This is a genomic window from Pseudomonas sp. BF-B-15, assembly GCF_019946675.1.
In the GTDB taxonomy this organism is placed as follows: Bacteria; Pseudomonadota; Gammaproteobacteria; order Pseudomonadales; family Pseudomonadaceae; genus Aquipseudomonas; species Aquipseudomonas migulae.
Map to the genome: position 1 here is coordinate 1 of NZ_JAGYFZ010000054.1, position 15,029 is coordinate 15,029.

Annotated in this window: 14 protein-coding genes and 1 pseudogene; 8 read left to right on the forward strand and 7 right to left on the reverse strand. The window is 60.4% G+C overall.

Annotated features, from left to right (window positions below; all coding sequences use genetic code 11):
• Both KGA97_RS17835 and KGA97_RS17840 read left to right on the forward strand, forming a co-directional pair.
• Positions 1–333 (forward strand): annotated as a pseudogene (locus tag KGA97_RS17835) (cystathionine gamma-synthase); the annotation flags it as partial.
• Between the two features lie 108 nt (positions 334–441).
• Complete coding sequence (locus KGA97_RS17840) at positions 442–897, forward strand: YaiI/YqxD family protein (RefSeq protein WP_192227491.1); 456 nt, start codon at positions 442–444, stop codon at positions 895–897.
• Positions 898–1,026: 129 nt separating this feature from the next.
• Here KGA97_RS17840 and elbB read toward each other — a convergent pair whose 3' ends face one another.
• Entirely contained in the window at positions 1,027–1,695 is a 669-nt protein-coding gene (elbB, locus tag KGA97_RS17845; RefSeq protein WP_008024305.1) for an isoprenoid biosynthesis glyoxalase ElbB, read from the reverse strand.
• Positions 1,696–1,810: 115 nt separating this feature from the next.
• Here elbB and KGA97_RS17850 point away from each other — a divergent pair, with 115 nt between their 5' ends.
• On the forward strand, positions 1,811–3,046 hold the full coding sequence (locus KGA97_RS17850) for a sterol desaturase family protein (RefSeq protein WP_223481187.1): 1,236 nt from the start codon (positions 1,811–1,813) through the stop codon (positions 3,044–3,046).
• On the opposite strand, the gene KGA97_RS17855 is transcribed toward KGA97_RS17850, so the two are convergent.
• Complete coding sequence (locus tag KGA97_RS17855) at positions 3,027–3,659, reverse strand: DedA family protein (RefSeq protein ID WP_008040674.1); 633 nt, start codon at positions 3,657–3,659, stop codon at positions 3,027–3,029. The two genes, KGA97_RS17850 and KGA97_RS17855, sit on opposite strands and share 20 nt — an antisense overlap.
• Before the next feature lie 208 nt (positions 3,660–3,867).
• Between KGA97_RS17855 and hemB the strand changes: the two genes are divergently transcribed.
• Complete coding sequence (hemB, locus tag KGA97_RS17860) at positions 3,868–4,881, forward strand: porphobilinogen synthase (protein WP_010465043.1); 1,014 nt, start codon at positions 3,868–3,870, stop codon at positions 4,879–4,881.
• Between the two features lie 18 nt (positions 4,882–4,899).
• Positions 4,900–7,122, forward strand: a complete 2,223-nt coding sequence (gene ppk1 / locus KGA97_RS17865) for a polyphosphate kinase 1 (protein ID WP_192227494.1) — start codon at positions 4,900–4,902, stop codon at positions 7,120–7,122.
• A 268-nt stretch (positions 7,123–7,390) separates the two neighbouring features.
• Here ppk1 and ppx read toward each other — a convergent pair whose 3' ends face one another.
• From ppx to KGA97_RS17890, 5 genes are all read right to left on the reverse strand, one after another.
• A complete protein-coding gene (gene ppx / locus KGA97_RS17870) occupies positions 7,391–8,893 on the reverse strand; it encodes an exopolyphosphatase (protein ID WP_008024297.1) in 1,503 nt (500 codons plus the stop codon).
• 233 nt (positions 8,894–9,126) lie between these two features.
• The gene (locus tag KGA97_RS17875; protein ID WP_008040676.1) at positions 9,127–9,864 is read right to left on the reverse strand and encodes an amino acid ABC transporter ATP-binding protein; all 738 of its coding nucleotides are present in this window, start codon (positions 9,862–9,864) and stop codon (positions 9,127–9,129) included.
• Positions 9,851–10,501, reverse strand: coding sequence for an amino acid ABC transporter permease (locus KGA97_RS17880; protein WP_008024293.1), 651 nt, complete (start codon positions 10,499–10,501; stop codon positions 9,851–9,853). Before KGA97_RS17880 ends, KGA97_RS17875 begins: the two co-directional genes overlap by 14 nt.
• A complete protein-coding gene (locus KGA97_RS17885) occupies positions 10,498–11,166 on the reverse strand; it encodes an amino acid ABC transporter permease (RefSeq protein WP_223481188.1) in 669 nt (222 codons plus the stop codon). The genes KGA97_RS17880 and KGA97_RS17885 overlap by 4 nt, the downstream gene beginning before the upstream one ends.
• Positions 11,167–11,187: 21 nt before the next feature.
• The gene (locus KGA97_RS17890) at positions 11,188–11,973 is read right to left on the reverse strand and encodes a transporter substrate-binding domain-containing protein (protein ID WP_008024289.1); all 786 of its coding nucleotides are present in this window, start codon (positions 11,971–11,973) and stop codon (positions 11,188–11,190) included.
• A gap of 255 nt (positions 11,974–12,228) precedes the next feature.
• Between KGA97_RS17890 and KGA97_RS17895 the strand changes: the two genes are divergently transcribed.
• The 3 genes from KGA97_RS17895 to rho all read left to right on the forward strand — a co-directional run bounded on the left by KGA97_RS17895 (position 12,229) and on the right by rho (position 14,896).
• On the forward strand, positions 12,229–12,936 hold the full coding sequence (locus tag KGA97_RS17895) for a FadR/GntR family transcriptional regulator (RefSeq protein ID WP_223481189.1): 708 nt from the start codon (positions 12,229–12,231) through the stop codon (positions 12,934–12,936).
• Positions 12,937–13,056: 120 nt separating this feature from the next.
• Complete coding sequence (gene trxA, locus KGA97_RS17900; RefSeq protein ID WP_003206727.1) at positions 13,057–13,386, forward strand: thioredoxin TrxA; 330 nt, start codon at positions 13,057–13,059, stop codon at positions 13,384–13,386.
• A gap of 250 nt (positions 13,387–13,636) precedes the next feature.
• Entirely contained in the window at positions 13,637–14,896 is a 1,260-nt protein-coding gene (gene rho / locus KGA97_RS17905) for a transcription termination factor Rho (RefSeq protein WP_007942421.1), read from the forward strand.
• Positions 14,897–15,029 lie beyond the last annotated feature (133 nt).

Below are 15,029 nucleotides of genomic sequence, written 5' to 3' on the forward strand. Positions count from 1 at the left end.
GTGTTGGCGGGCGGGGCGACGGCGCTGGTGCTGTTGGTTGGCCTGGCGTGGGTGATCCTGCGGGGCTCGGCGAAACTGCCGCTGTCGCTGTTCTTCAGTATCAACGCCGGGTTGTTGTGCGCGTTGTCGGTGGTGTTTGCCGGTCATGGCGTGAAGGCGTTGCAGGAAGCCGGGATCTTCGGTACGCGGCCGGTGCCGTTCTTTGACTTCGACTGGCTGGGTATTCACGCAGATGCGTATTCGTTGAGTGCGCAGGCGGTGGCGATCATTGCGATCATTGTGCTGTATGGGCGTAGCCGGTTGGCTGAGAAGCGGCGGGTGCCGGTTTCTTAAAAAGCATTCGCTGCGCTCACATTCGCGGGCAAGCCTCGCTCCTACAGGATTACGTATAACCTGTAGGAGCGAGGCTTGCCCGCGAAGCTTTTAAAGGGGAAAAACTCTATGCGTGTGTGGATCGATGCCGACGCTTGCCCCCGGGCAGCGAAGGATCTGGTGGTGAAGTTCGCCCTCAAGCGTCAGTTCGAGGTGGTGCTGGTGGCCGGGCAGCCGCAGATCAAGCCGGGGCTGGCGCTGGTGAAGTTGATCGTGGTGCCGAGCGGGCCGGATGCGGCGGACGATTATCTGGTGGAACACGCGGTGCCTGGTGAGCTGGTGATCTGCAGCGATGTGCCACTGGCGGACCGCTTGGTGAAGAAAGGCGTGGCGGCGCTGGACCCGCGAGGCAAGGAGTTCGACGCGCAGAACATGGGTGATCGGTTGGCGGTGCGCAACCTGTTCACCGACTTGCGTGAACAGGGGCAGATGAGCGGCGGGCCGGCGCCGTTTGGCGAGCGCGAGAAGCAGGCGTTTGCCAATGCGCTGGACCGGATCCTGACGCGGCTGACCCGCAAGTCCTGAACCCTGCGTTAACCCCTGTAGGAGCTGGCTTGTCGGATCGCCGCAGCGATAGCAATCGAACAGTCAGCAAATGATGCGCTGAATGTTACGGCCTCATCGCTGGCAAGCCAGCTCCTACAGTAATCCGTGTCAGGCGTCGTTTTCGTGGGTCAGTTCTAGCACGCGGTCGACCAGTTTGTTGATGCCGGACGCTGCTTCGCTGATCGATTGCGCCAGCATGTACGCCGGGGTGCTCACCAGCTTGCGTGCTTTGTCTTCAACGATGTCAGTCACTGCGCAATCCTTGTGAGTGGCGCCCATCTTGTTCATCGCGGCGGCGGTATCGGCGTCATTGCCGATGGTGCAGGTCACGCCCGGTCCATAAATCTTCGCGGCCAGCGCCGGCGAGATGCAGATCAGCCCGACCGGTTTACCCGCTTCGGCAAACGCCTCGGTCAGGGCGAGAACATCGGGTTGCACGGTGCAGCCAGCGCCTTCGATGGCGAAGTTCGACAGGTTCTTCGCCGCGCCAAAACCACCCGGCACGATCAGCGCATCGAACTCTTCGACGTCAGCTTCGCGAATATCCTTGATGTTGCCCCGGGCGATCCGCGCCGACTCCACCAGCACATTGCGCGACTCGGGCATTTCTTCGCCGGTCAGGTGGTTGATCACGTGCAACTGCGCGATGTTGGGGGCGAAGCACTGCACCTGCGCGCCGCGCTGATCCAGTCGCAGCAAGGTAATCACGCTTTCGTGGATCTCGGCGCCGTCGTAGACGCCACAGCCGGAAAGGATCACTGCAATTTTTTTGCTCATGGGCTTTTCTCCAGATTCATGGCGTTAAATGTCCACTAATTTGTCACTCGTTGCCATAGGTTCAATTCGCGGCTACACCTAGCATCTGTCCTCAAGATTCCGATCAGGGCGCGTCATGGACTTCATTCTGTATGCGGTGCCGTTCTTCTTTGTGTTGATTGCCGTCGAACTGCTGGCCGACCGTTGGCGCGGGGTCAGCAACTATCGGGTGGCCGACGCGATCAACAGCATCAGCACCGGCGTGCTGTCGACCACCACGGGCCTGTTGACCAAGGGCGTGGGGCTGGTGACCTATGCCTTCGCGCTCAAGCATCTGGCGCTGTTCGAACTCTCTGCCGACAGCGTCTGGGTCTGGGTGTTCGCCTTCGTTCTCTACGACTTCTGCTACTACTGGCTGCATCGCATGGGCCACGAGCGCAACATCCTCTGGGCCGCACATTCGGTGCATCACCAGAGCGAGGACTACAACCTCTCCACGGCGTTGCGCCAGACCAGTACCGGTTTCCTGTTGAGCTGGATTTTCTACCTGCCGATGGCGGTACTCGGCGTGCCGCTGCTGGTGTTTGTCAGCGTCGCCGCGCTGAACCTGCTGTATCAATTCTGGGTGCATACCCGGCACATTCCCAAGCTCGGGTGGTTCGAGTGGTTCTTCGTCACGCCATCCAACCATCGGGCCCACCATGCACAGAACTCTCTCTACATGGATCGCAACTACGGCGGGGTGTTCATTATCTGGGACCGTCTGTTTGGCTCGTTCCAGGAAGAAGACGACAATGAGCCGGTGATTTTCGGCGTGACCACGCCGCTGGCGAGCTGGAATCCGTTGTGGGCGAACGTGCAGTTTTACGCGCAGCTATGGGATGACGCGCGACGGGCTGAAAGCACGTGGGACAAGCTGCGGATCTGGTTCATGCGCACCGGTTGGCGGCCAGCGGACGTGGCGGCGAAATACCCGATGAGCAAGCCGGACTTGAGCCAGTTCCGCAAATTCGAAGTGCCGCTGGACGGGCGTCAGCAGATTTATGTGCTGTTGCAGTTCTGCGTCTACATCGCGCTGGGCAGTTACTTGATGAACTTCGAGCCGCACCTGCCGACCGCTGCGCTGGTGCTCGGCTGGAGCGCCGTGGCGCTGGGGTTGTTTACGTTGGGCGTGGCCCTGGAGAATCGCCCGTGGGCGTTGAAGCTGGAGCTGCTGCGGCTGGCGTCGAACGTGCCGCTGGTGTGGCTGGCACCGCTGGTCGGGCTGTGGCCGGCCAGCGCGGTGGGCTGGGTCGGCCTGCTGAGTTACAGCCTGCTCAGCGGAATCGGTCTCTACTGTTGCAGAAACCGTTTCACTCGCTTGGCGTCTTGACCTCGGCGGCCTTGGCCTGTTCGGCTTTCAAGGCCTGCTCTTCGGCATAGACCTGCTTGGCCAGGCGCGCATTCTTGAAGCGGCGACGCAGCCACAAGGCAAAGCCCAGCACCAGCAGGGCGCCGAGTACCCATAGCTCATACTTCTTGACGCTGCCCAGCATGCCTTCGAGCACAGCGCCGAAGTGATAGGCCGCAGCCGCCAGTGCGGCCGCCCAGATCGCGGCGCCGATCCCGTTCAGCAACAAGTAACGTCCCGGCGGATAACCCGACAGGCCGATCGCCACCGGCATCACCGTGCGCAAACCGTAGACAAAACGGAAGCTCAGCACCCAGATGTCCGGGTGCCTGCGAATGTGTTCCAGTGCCCGGTCGCCCATCATCTGCCAGCGAGGCTTGCGCGCCAGCAACTTGCGGCCGTGCTTGCGTCCCAGGAAGTACCACAGCTGGTCGCCGGCATAACTGCCGAAAAACGCCACGACCACCACGATGTTGATGTCCATGTATCCACGGAACGCGAGGAAGCCTGCGAGCACCAGGATGGTTTCGCCTTCGAAGAACGTGCCGAGAAAAAGGGCAAAGTAGCCGAAGTCATGCAGAAATTGTTGGAGCATTGTCTGGGTGCTGGCGAAATGAACGCGCAGCCTAACCCTTCGTGCACATTCATGAAAGTGTCCAAATGTGTCTCGACGTGAACATTTCCTACAAGGACAATGGAATGCGACTACGTGTCGCGGGGGTGCACACAACTGTAATACCACGGTCATAATGGCCGCTTATAACTGTCACGCTCGCCCGCCAGCGCGGGCTCAGGAGTCTGCCGTGAGCTTTACCCCCGCCAATCGCTTGTTTCCAGCCACCCGCCTGCGCCGTAACCGCCGTGATGATTTCTCGCGTCGACTGGTTCGTGAAAACGTCCTGACTGTCGATGACCTGATCCTGCCGGTGTTTGTGCTGGACGGTGAAAACCGTCGCGAAGCGGTGGCCTCGATGCCCGGCGTTGAACGCCTGACCATCGACCTGTTGCTGGAAGAAGCGGCCAAGTGGGTTGAACTGGGGATTCCAGCCGTGGCGCTGTTCCCGGTCACGCCACCGGAACTCAAGTCGCTGGACGCCGCCGAAGCGTGGAACCCGAACGGCATTGCCCAGCGCGCCACTCGCGCCCTGCGTGCGCAGTTCCCTGAACTGGGTGTGATCACCGACGTCGCGCTGGACCCGTTCACCACCCACGGTCAGGACGGTATCCTCGACGAAGAAGGCTATGTGCAAAACGACATTACCGTCGACGCACTGGTCAAGCAGGCCCTGTCCCACGCCGAAGCCGGTGCTCAAGTGGTGGCCCCGTCGGACATGATGGACGGTCGCATTCAGGCGATCCGCGAAGCCCTCGAGCTGGCCGATCACGTCAACGTGCGGATCATGGCCTATTCGGCGAAGTACGCCAGCGCCTATTACGGCCCGTTCCGCGATGCGGTGGGTTCGGCGCTGAACCTGGGCAAGGCCAACAAGGCCTCCTATCAGATGGACCCGGCCAACAGCAACGAAGCCCTGCACGAAGTGGCGGCGGACTTGTCAGAAGGCGCAGACATGGTCATGGTCAAGCCAGGCATGCCATATCTGGACATCCTTTACCGGGTCAAAGAAGAATTCAAAGTGCCGACTTTTGTTTATCAGGTCAGCGGTGAATACGCCATGCACATGGCGGCGATCCAGAATGGCTGGTTGAGCGAAGGGGTTATCCTCGAATCCCTGACCGCTTTTAAACGTGCAGGCGCTGATGGCATCCTGACTTACTTTGCCGTACGTGCTGCTCAATTGTTACGAGAGCAAAAATAGCCCTCCCAGGAACATTCGATGAATACCGAAGGACTCACTGAAGTTGCAGTACAAGAGGCTCAACCCGTGGTGGAGCCGATCGCCGAAACCCCGCCGGAGCTGGAGCCTGCTCCGCCTGCGGTAGTGGTCGAAACCGCGCCGGCGGCGCCAGCGATTGTCATTCCGGGCCTGGATGACAGCAGCCTGTACATCCACCGCGAACTCTCGCAACTGCAGTTCAACATCCGCGTGCTGGAACAGGCGCTGGACGAGTCCTATCCGTTGCTGGAACGGCTGAAGTTCCTGCTGATTTTCTCCAGCAACCTGGATGAGTTCTTCGAAATTCGTGTGGCCGGTCTCAAGAAGCAGATCACCTTCGCCCGTGAACAGGCCGGCGCCGATGGTCTGCAACCGCACCAGGCCCTGGCCCGGATCAGTGAGCTGGTGCACGGTTACGTTGACCGCCAGTACGCCATCCTCAACGACATTCTGTTGCCGGAACTGGAAAAGCATCAGGTCCGCTTCATCCGTCGCCGTTACTGGACCACCAAGCTCAAAACCTGGGTCCGCCGTTATTTCCGCGACGAGATCGCGCCGATCATCACCCCGATCGGCCTCGACCCGACGCACCCGTTCCCGTTGCTGGTGAACAAGAGCCTGAACTTCATCGTCGAGCTCGAAGGCATCGACGCCTTCGGTCGCGACTCCGGTCTGGCGATCATCCCGGCCCCGCGTCTGCTGCCGCGAGTGATCAAGGTGCCGGAAGAAGTCGGTGGCCCTGGCGACAACTATGTCTTCCTGTCGTCGATGATTCACGCGCACGCCGATGACTTGTTCCAGGGCATGAAGGTCAAGGGCTGCTACCAGTTCCGCCTGACCCGAAACGCCGACCTTGCCGTCGACACCGAAGACGTGGAAGACCTGGCCCGCGCCCTGCGCGGCGAGCTGTTCTCCCGTCGCTACGGTGACGCGGTGCGTCTGGAAGTGGCCGACACGTGCCCGAAACACCTGTCCGACTACCTGCTCAAGCAGTTCAACCTGCACGAGACCGAGCTGTATCAGGTCAACGGTCCGGTCAACCTGACCCGCCTGTTCAGCATCACCGGCCTCGACAGTCAGCGCGAGCTGCAATACCTGCCGTTCACGCCGCAGATCCCGAAACTGCTGCAGAACAGCGAGAACATTTTCAGCGTGATCAGCAAGCAGGACATTCTGCTGCTGCACCCGTTCGAGTCGTTTACGCCTGTGGTCGATTTGCTGCGTCAGGCGGCGAAGGATCCGCACGTATTGGCGGTGCGTCAGACGCTGTACCGCTCTGGCGCCAACTCGGAAATCGTCGATGCGCTGGTGGATGCGGCGCGTAACGGCAAGGAAGTCACCGCGGTGATCGAATTGCGCGCGCGGTTCGACGAAGAGTCCAACCTGCAACTGGCCAGCCGTCTGCAAGCGGCCGGTGCGGTGGTGATCTACGGCGTGGTCGGCTTCAAGACCCACGCCAAGATGATGCTGATCCTGCGTCGCGAGGCTGGCGAGATTGTGCGTTACGCCCACTTGGGTACCGGCAACTACCACGCGGCCAACGCCCGTCTGTACACCGACTACAGCCTGCTGACCTCCGACGACGCCCTGTGCGAAGACGTCGGCAAATTGTTCAGCCAGCTGATCGGCATGGGTAAAACCCTGCGCATGAAGAAGCTGTTGCACGCGCCGTTCACCCTGAAGAAGGGCATGCTCGACATGATTGCCCGGGAGACTCAGTTCGCCCTCGACGGCAAACCGGCGCACATCATCGCCAAGTTCAACTCGCTGACCGATCCGAAGATCATCCGCGCGCTGTACAAGGCCAGCCAGTCCGGCGTGCGCATTGACCTGGTGGTGCGTGGCATGTGCTGCCTGCGTCCGGGCATCGCCGGGGTTTCGCACAACATCCACGTGCGCTCGATCATCGGCCGCTTCCTGGAACACACCCGGGTCTTCTACTTCCTCAATGGCGGTGAAGAGCAGATGTTCCTCTCCAGTGCCGACTGGATGGAACGCAACCTCGACAAGCGCGTCGAGACTTGCTTCCCGGTGGAAGGCAAGAAGCTGATCATGCGGGTCAAGAAAGAGCTGGAGCTTTATCTCACCGATAACACTCACAGCTGGAGCCTGCAGGCGGACGGTCGTTACATCCGCAACACGCCGACCGGCAACCAGAACCCGCGCAGTGCACAGGCCACGTTGCTGGAGCGGTTGGGCAGCCCGATTCTGGCGGTGCGTTAACCTTCACGCGGCATAAAAAATGGCGATCCCTGCGGATCGCCATTTTTGTTTCCACCACAACCCCCTGTAGGAGCACGGCTTGCCGGCGAAGGCGTCAGTGAGATCGCCATCGTCGGAACGCCGCCCGCAGCAAGCTGGCTCCTACAGGTGTCGCCTGAGCGCGCAGACCCGTAGGAGCGAGGCTTGCCCGCGAAGGCGTCCTCGAAATCGCCTTCGCCGGCAAGCCGTGCTCCTACAGAACCGTGTACGGCGAGCGTTTTTCGGGGGGTTATCGGACGTTGAGCACGAAACCCACACGCGTCAGCCATTCAGCTTCCAGCGCAAAGTCAGCCTGGGTCAGCTGGTTGTCGTCCAGCCAGTTTTCCGGGAACAACACCTCCAGGCTGTCACCATTGGCGTGCAGCGCCACTTGAGGCATTTCCTGGGTGCCGCGGATGTGATGGAACAGGATCGCAAAGCGCAGCAGCACGCACAGGCGAATCAGCTTGATGCCTTCGTCGCCAAAATCGGCAAACCGGTCCCGGGGAATGTTGCGGCGGTGGCCACGCACCAGGAGCGCGAGCATCAGTTGGTCTTCGCGGGAGAACCCGGCGAGGTCCGAGTGCTCGATCAGGTACGAGCCGTGCTTGTGATATTGATAGTGAGCGATGTCCAGGCCCACTTCATGGACCTTGGCAGCCCAGCCGAGCAGTTCGCGCCAGACGCCGTCGTCCAGCTCCCAATCCTCCGCCACCTGATCGAACGCATGCAGTGCCTTGCGCTCGACCCGTGCCGCTTGCTCCAGATCGACGTGATAGCGCTCCATCAGCGAGCTGAGCGTGCGCTCACGGACGTCTTCATGATGGTGACGGCCCAACAGGTCATAGAGCACGCCTTCGCGCAGTGCGCCTTCGCAGTGGTCCATGCGTTGCAGTTCGAGGGCGTCGAAGATCGCTTCGAGAATCGCCAGGCCCGCCGGGAAAATCGCCCGGCGGTCAGGCTTGATGCCTTCGAAGTCGATTTTCTCGACATCACCGAGTTTGATCAGCTTGCGCTTGAGCCAGGCCAGGCCTTGGGCGTTGACCTCGCCCGTACCGTGACCGCCGGCTTTCAGCGCCAGGCCGATCGCACGGATGGTGCCCGAGGAGCCGATGGCTTCATCCCAGGTCAGGCGATGCAGGGCGTGTTCGATGCTCATGATCTCCAGCCGCGCCGCCGTGTACGCCTGGGCGTAGCGGGCCGGGGTGATCTTGCCGTCCTTGAAATAACGCTGGGTGTAGCTGACGCAGCCCATTTGCAGGCTTTCGCGCAGCAGCGGCTCGAAGCGCTGGCCGATAATGAATTCGGTACTGCCGCCGCCAATGTCGGCCACCAGGCGTTTGCCCGGCGTATCGGCGAGGGTGTGGGACACGCCGAGGTAGATCAGGCGCGCTTCTTCACGACCGGAGATGACTTCCACCGGGTGGCCGAGAATTTCTTCGGCGCGGCGGATGAATTCGACGCGGTTACGAGCTTCGCGCAAGGCGTTGGTGCCCACGATCCGCACGGCGCCGGGCGGCATACCGCTGATCAGTTGGGCAAAACGCTTCAGGCAATCGAGGCCGCGCTGCATGGATTCTTCGTTGAGGTGGCGCTCTTCGTCGATGCCGGCGGCCAGCTGAACCTTCTCCCCGAGACGCTCGAGAATACGGATTTCGCCGTTCTGGGCCTTGGCCACGACCATGTGAAAGCTGTTGGAGCCCAGGTCGATTGCGGCGATCAGGGACAGATTCTTGGCTTGGGATTGCGGCATGGTCAGGGGGTCTCGGTCGATAACCTCGACATCGTGCCACGATCAAACGCTGACGCCAACGCGTAGCGTTCAAAGCCTTGATCCTGAGCAGGAAAGAGTAGTGATCTCGCAGACGCCTTCGCGGGCAAGCCTCGCTCCTACAGGTTGGCGGTGGGTGAATGTTCCGCGAACAGCCTGAATCTGTAGGAGCGAGGCTTGCCCGCGAAGGCGACATAACAGCCACTGAAGATCTTTCAGGCTGTCGCTTCGACCGTCCCGATAAAATTCGCCAGCTCCGCCGTCTGCGGGTTCGCGAACAGAATCTTCGGATCCCCGACCTCATGCACCTTCCCCTGATGCATGAACACCAACTTGTCCCCAACCTCCCGGGCAAAGCGCATTTCATGGGTGACCATGATCAGCGTCATACCTTCCTTGGCCAGTTGCCGAACCACGCTCAGCACCTCATTGACCAGTTCCGGGTCCAGCGCCGAAGTGATCTCATCGCACAGCAACACCTTCGGCGACATCGCCAGCGCCCGGGCAATCGCCACGCGCTGCTGCTGCCCGCCCGACAGCCGATCCGGGAACGCATCAAACTTCTCGCCCAACCCGACCCGTTCCAGCATCTCCCGCGCCAACTCCACCGCTCTGGCCTTGGGCACTTTTTGCACCACTTGCGGCGCGAGCATCACGTTTTCGCCCACCGTCAGGTGCGGGAACAGGTTGAACTGCTGAAACACCATCCCGACTTTCTGCCGCAGGCTGCGTAAATCGGCGCGAGCGGCATCGAGGTATTCGCCGTCGACTTCGATCACGCCGTCGTTGATCGACTCCAGGCCGTTCAGCGTGCGCAACAAGGTCGATTTGCCCGAGCCGCTGCGACCGATGATCGCCACCACCTGGCCTTCCTCGACGCTGAGGTCGATGCCTTTGAGTACATGGTGGTCGCCGTAATATTTATGCAGGGCGGAAATTCTAAGCAGAGGCATGCAGTCTCCTTTCCAGGTAGCGCGCACTGAGGGACAAGGGGTAGCAGAGCAGGAAGTAGCCGAGGGCGACGAGGCCGTAGACCATGAACGGTTCGAAGGTCGCGTTGGCGAGCATCCCGCCGGTCTTGGTCAGTTCGGTGAAGCCGATGATCGAGGTCACGGCGGTGCCTTTGACCACTTGCACCGAGAAACCCACGGTCGGCGCCACGGCGATGCGCAACGCTTGCGGCAGGATCACGTAGCGCAGTTGCTCCAGCGGGTTGAGCGCCAGGCTCGACGAAGCTTCCCACTGACCGTTGGGAATCGAATCCACGCAACCACGCCAGATCTCCGCCAGGTAAGCGCTGGTAAACAGGGTCAGGGCAATCGCCGCCGCCATCCACGCCGAGATTTCCACCCCGGCCAGCGCCACCCCGAAAAACACCAGGAACAGCTGCATCAACAGCGGCGTGCCCTGGAACAGCTCGATGTAGGTGCGTGCAACGTTGCGCGGCAGGGCATTTTTCGAAATGCGCATGACCATGATCAGCAACCCGATCAACCCGCCGCCGATAAACGCCACCAGCGACAGCGCCAGCGTCCATTGCAGGCCTGTGAGCAAGTTGCGCACGATGTCCCAGAACGTGAAATCGCTCATTGGCTGCTCCTGACGATGTATCGACGACCGATCCAGTTCAGCAACTGACGGATCAATAAAGCCATGCACAGATAAAGCAGCGTGGTCAGGGCGTAGGTTTCGAAGGCGCGGAAGTTGCGCGACTGAATGAAGTTGGCGGCAAAGCTCAGCTCTTCAGTGGCGATCTGCGAACAGACCGCCGAGCCGAGCATCACGATGATGATCTGGCTGCTCAGCGCCGGCCACACCTTGCCCAGCGCTGGCAGCAGGACCACATGGCGGAAGGCTTCGAGCCGGGTCATCGCCAACGCTGCGGCGGCTTCCAGTTGTCCGCGAGGGATCGCTTGAATGCCGGCGCGGATGATCTCGGTCGAATAAGCGCCGAGGTTGATCACCATCGCCAGCACCGCCGCCTGCCATTCGGAAATCTGCACGCCCAGCGATGGCAAACCGAAGAAGATGAAAAACAACTGCACCAGAAACGGCGTGTTGCGGATCAACTCGACGTAAACCCCGAAGATCGCCGAGAACGGGCGGATATTCCACGCCCGCACCAGCGCGCCGACAATGCCCAGACCGACGCCGAGCACCGCACCGATGGCCGTCAGTTCCAGGGTGAACAGCGCACCGCGCACGAGCAGGTCGGTGTTTTGCACCACCGGCAGAAAGTCGAACTGATAGGCCATATCAAATCTCCCGAGGGACGATCAGAGATCGGCCGGCAGCGGCTCTTTCAGCCAGGTCTGTGAGTTTTTTTCCAGCGCGCCGTCAGTCTTGGCGGTGGCGAGGATCTGGTTGACCTTGCCCAGCAACGCCGGCTCGTTCTTGTTTACGCCGACGTAGACCGGCGAATCCTTGAGCTTCACTTTCAGCGCGGGCACGCGTTTCGGGCTTTTCTCGCTGATCGCGACCATCACCACGTTGCCGCTGGCGATCAGGTCAACCTGTCCGGCGAGGTAGGCTGCGATGGTCGAGTTGTTGTCTTCGAAGCGCTTGATGGTGACGCCTTCGGGGGCGACTTTGGTCAGTTCGATGTCTTCGATGGCGCCACGGGTGACGCTGATGGTTTTGCCCTTGAGGTCGTCCAGGCCTTTGATGGCGGCATCCGGCGGGCCGAACACCGCGAGGTAGAACGGCGCGTAGGCGCTGGAGAAATCGATGACTTTCTCGCGCTCGGGGTTCTTGCCGAGGCTGGAGATCACCAGATCGACCTTGCCGGTGGTCAGGAACGGGATGCGGTTGGTGCTGTTGACCGGCGTCAGTTCAAGCTTGACCTTGAGTTGGTCGGCCAGCAGTTTGGCGGTGTCGATATCGAGGCCGCGGGGTTTCATGTCCGGGCCGACCGAGCCAAACGGCGGGAAGTCCTGAGGCACGGCAACCTTGAGGACGCCGCGTTTGACCACATCCTCCAGACCGTCGGCGTGGGCGGGCACCTGGCTCAGCAGCAGGCTGGCGAACAGGGAGGCGAGGAGGGCGCTGTAACGCAGGGTCATGGCAAATCTCCGGATCGGCGAGGAATGATTTCTGCGGATCGACAGAGCACGGGCCATGCCAACATTGGGTTTTTGCCGTGCCAAGCCACGGTTTTACTGGTGTTGTTCGGTCTTACTGGTCTGAACAGTCGGTCTGTGTTTCGCACTCTGATAGCGCATCGTCGGCCATTACCGAACCCCGGTGGGGCACGACTTGCCGGGCGCCGCGAATAGCTTTAAAACTAGCCGCTCATTCGCCTGGTTCGTCCGAAAACCATGAATTCGATCTCCCGAGCTGTACCTGAAGTGGCGTTGCAAGCCATCCGCAAACTGATCGCCGAACAAGGTTTCGGGCCGGGGGATGCCTTGCCTTCGCAGCGGGATCTGGCGGTGCAATTGGGGGTCAGTCGGGCGTCGTTGCGCGAGGCGTTGTCGTCGCTGAGTGCCTTGGGCGTGATCAGCATTCAGCCGGGCAAAGGCGTTTTCGTGCAGGCGCCGGTGGACTTGCCTCGCCAGGATGCGGCGGCGAGCTGGCCGTTCGCGGCACAGGCATCACCGCTGGATATCTTCCAGTTGCGCTATGCCCTGGAAGGTTTTGCCGCCGGGCTGGCCGCCGTGACGTTGAGCACCGATGAACTCGATGCTTTGGAGGACAACGTCGCCGCGATGCGTAATGAACTGAAGGTGGGTGACTTCGAGGCGGCGGCGCGCCTGGACTTCGAGTTTCACCGGCGCATCCTGCTGGCCAGCGGTAATCAGGCGATGCTGAGCATCCTGACGGCCAGCGCCGACATTTTCCTGGAGAGCCAGAAGCTACCGTTCATCCGGGCCGAACGGGCCATGGAAACCTGGCACGAGCACCGCAAAATCCTCCGTGCACTGGCCCGGCGTTCGTCCGGCGCGGCGCAGAAGGCCATGCACGAACATGTGCGTAACGCTGCCCTGCGCACCGGAATTGCCTTCGTCGCTCCCGCCACATCCTGACTTGAGCTATACCCAAACTCATGCACCACCATAGTGAGACTCAATCATCTGCACCTTCCTGAACGAGGGAAGGGCGGCTATGATGGGCCACGTTTTTTTGCTTACAACCTGGAGACTTCCATGAGCAGCGATCTTATCAAACACGTTAGCGACGCTAGCTTCGAGGCCGACGTACTCAAGGCCGAAGGCGCTGTACTGGTCGACTACTGGGCTGAGTGGTGCGGCCCTTGCAAAATGATCGCTCCTGTTCTGGACGAGATTGCTGAAACCTACAAAGGCAAGCTGACCGTTGCCAAACTGAACATCGACGAAAACCAGGAAACCCCGGCCAAGCATGGCGTGCGTGGTATCCCGACCCTGATGCTGTTCAAGAACGGCAACGTTGAAGCGACCAAGGTCGGCGCACTGTCGAAGTCGCAACTGGCTGCTTTCCTCGACGCCAACATCTAAGCGTCGTTTGTAAAGTGTCCGAAAAAAGGCCCCGCATATTGCGGGGCTTTTTCGTTATTGAGGGCTAGACGCTCCGAAACTCAGGTGTTACATTCGGCCCCGCACTGGTTTCTCCACTGCCCCCTGCTAGCCGTCGCCGACGCACTCCTTTTCGAATAAGTACGCGATCCTGTCGCCTTCTCCGCGGCGCGGCCTCATTAAGCCAAAAGCTTAATTTCCCCCCCTCCATAAATGATTACGTCATTCCTATATGAATCTGACTGAACTCAAGCAAAAGCCGATTACCGAACTGCTCGAATTGGCCGAACAGATGGGCATAGAAAATATGGCCCGTTCGCGCAAGCAGGACGTGATTTTCTCCCTGCTCAAGAAGCACGCTAAAAGCGGCGAGGAAATCTCCGGTGATGGCGTGCTGGAGATTCTCCAGGACGGCTTCGGCTTCCTGCGCTCCGCTGACGCTTCCTATCTCGCCGGCCCGGACGATATCTACGTCTCGCCGAGCCAGATCCGCCGTTTCAACTTGCGCACCGGTGACACCATCGTTGGCAAGATCCGCCCTCCAAAGGAAGGCGAGCGTTATTTCGCGCTGCTCAAGGTCGACACGATCAACTACGATCGTCCCGAGAACGCGAAAAACAAGATTCTCTTCGAGAACCTGACCCCGCTGTTCCCGACTGTGCGCATGAAGATGGAAGCCGGCAACGGTTCCACCGAAGACTTGACCGGTCGTGTCATCGACCTGTGCGCCCCGATCGGTAAAGGCCAGCGCGGTCTGATCGTTGCACCGCCGAAAGCCGGTAAAACGATCATGCTGCAGAACATCGCGGCGAACATCGCACGTAACAACCCTGAAGTTCATCTGATCGTATTGCTGATCGACGAACGTCCGGAAGAAGTAACCGAAATGCAGCGCACCGTGCGCGGCGAAGTGGTTGCCTCGACGTTCGACGAGCCGCCAACCCGCCACGTGCAGGTTGCCGAAATGGTGATCGAGAAGGCCAAGCGCCTGGTCGAACACAAAAAAGACGTGGTGATCCTGCTTGACTCCATCACCCGTCTGGCTCGCGCCTACAACACCGTGATCCCGAGCTCCGGCAAAGTGCTCACCGGTGGTGTCGATGCTCACGCCCTGGAGAAACCGAAACGTTTCTTCGGCGCCGCGCGGAACATCGAAGAAGGCGGTTCGCTGACCATTATCGCCACCGCGCTGGTTGAAACCGGCTCGAAGATGGACGAAGTGATCTACGAAGAATTCAAAGGCACGGGCAACATGGAACTGCCGCTGGATCGCCGTATCGCTGAAAAACGCGTCTTCCCGGCCATCAACATCAACCGTTCCGGCACCCGCCGCGAAGAGTTGCTGACGGCCGACGACGAGTTGCAGCGCATGTGGATCCTGCGCAAGTTGCTGCACCCGATGGACGAGATCGCTGCCATCGAGTTCCTGGTCGACAAGCTGAAAACGACCAAGACCAACGATGAGTTCTTCCTGTCGATGAAACGCAAGTAAGTCGATAGACCAGCAAAAGCCGGGGAAACCCGGCTTTTTGCTATCTGATTTTTGATGAACGGCGTTTCGTTGTTCTGAACAGAGGGGTTCGGCGCTAAACTGCCAGCCCCCGAACGCCACGGCCAACACGAGG

Coding starts and splice junctions, on each gene's coding strand:
- KGA97_RS17840 (WP_192227491.1), top strand. CDS start 442: ATGCGTGTGTGGATCGATGCCGACGCTTGCCCCCGGGCAGCGAAGGAT.
- elbB (WP_008024305.1), bottom strand. CDS start 1,695: ATGAGCAAAAAAATTGCAGTGATCCTTTCCGGCTGTGGCGTCTACGAC.
- KGA97_RS17850 (WP_223481187.1), top strand. CDS start 1,811: ATGGACTTCATTCTGTATGCGGTGCCGTTCTTCTTTGTGTTGATTGCC.
- KGA97_RS17855 (WP_008040674.1), bottom strand. CDS start 3,659: ATGCTCCAACAATTTCTGCATGACTTCGGCTACTTTGCCCTTTTTCTC.
- ppk1 (WP_192227494.1), top strand. CDS start 4,900: ATGAATACCGAAGGACTCACTGAAGTTGCAGTACAAGAGGCTCAACCC.
- ppx (WP_008024297.1), bottom strand. CDS start 8,893: ATGCCGCAATCCCAAGCCAAGAATCTGTCCCTGATCGCCGCAATCGAC.
- KGA97_RS17875 (WP_008040676.1), bottom strand. CDS start 9,864: ATGCCTCTGCTTAGAATTTCCGCCCTGCATAAATATTACGGCGACCAC.
- KGA97_RS17880 (WP_008024293.1), bottom strand. CDS start 10,501: ATGAGCGATTTCACGTTCTGGGACATCGTGCGCAACTTGCTCACAGGC.
- KGA97_RS17885 (WP_223481188.1), bottom strand. CDS start 11,166: ATGGCCTATCAGTTCGACTTTCTGCCGGTGGTGCAAAACACCGACCTG.
- KGA97_RS17890 (WP_008024289.1), bottom strand. CDS start 11,973: ATGACCCTGCGTTACAGCGCCCTCCTCGCCTCCCTGTTCGCCAGCCTG.
- KGA97_RS17895 (WP_223481189.1), top strand. CDS start 12,229: ATGAATTCGATCTCCCGAGCTGTACCTGAAGTGGCGTTGCAAGCCATC.
- trxA (WP_003206727.1), top strand. CDS start 13,057: ATGAGCAGCGATCTTATCAAACACGTTAGCGACGCTAGCTTCGAGGCC.
- rho (WP_007942421.1), top strand. CDS start 13,637: ATGAATCTGACTGAACTCAAGCAAAAGCCGATTACCGAACTGCTCGAA.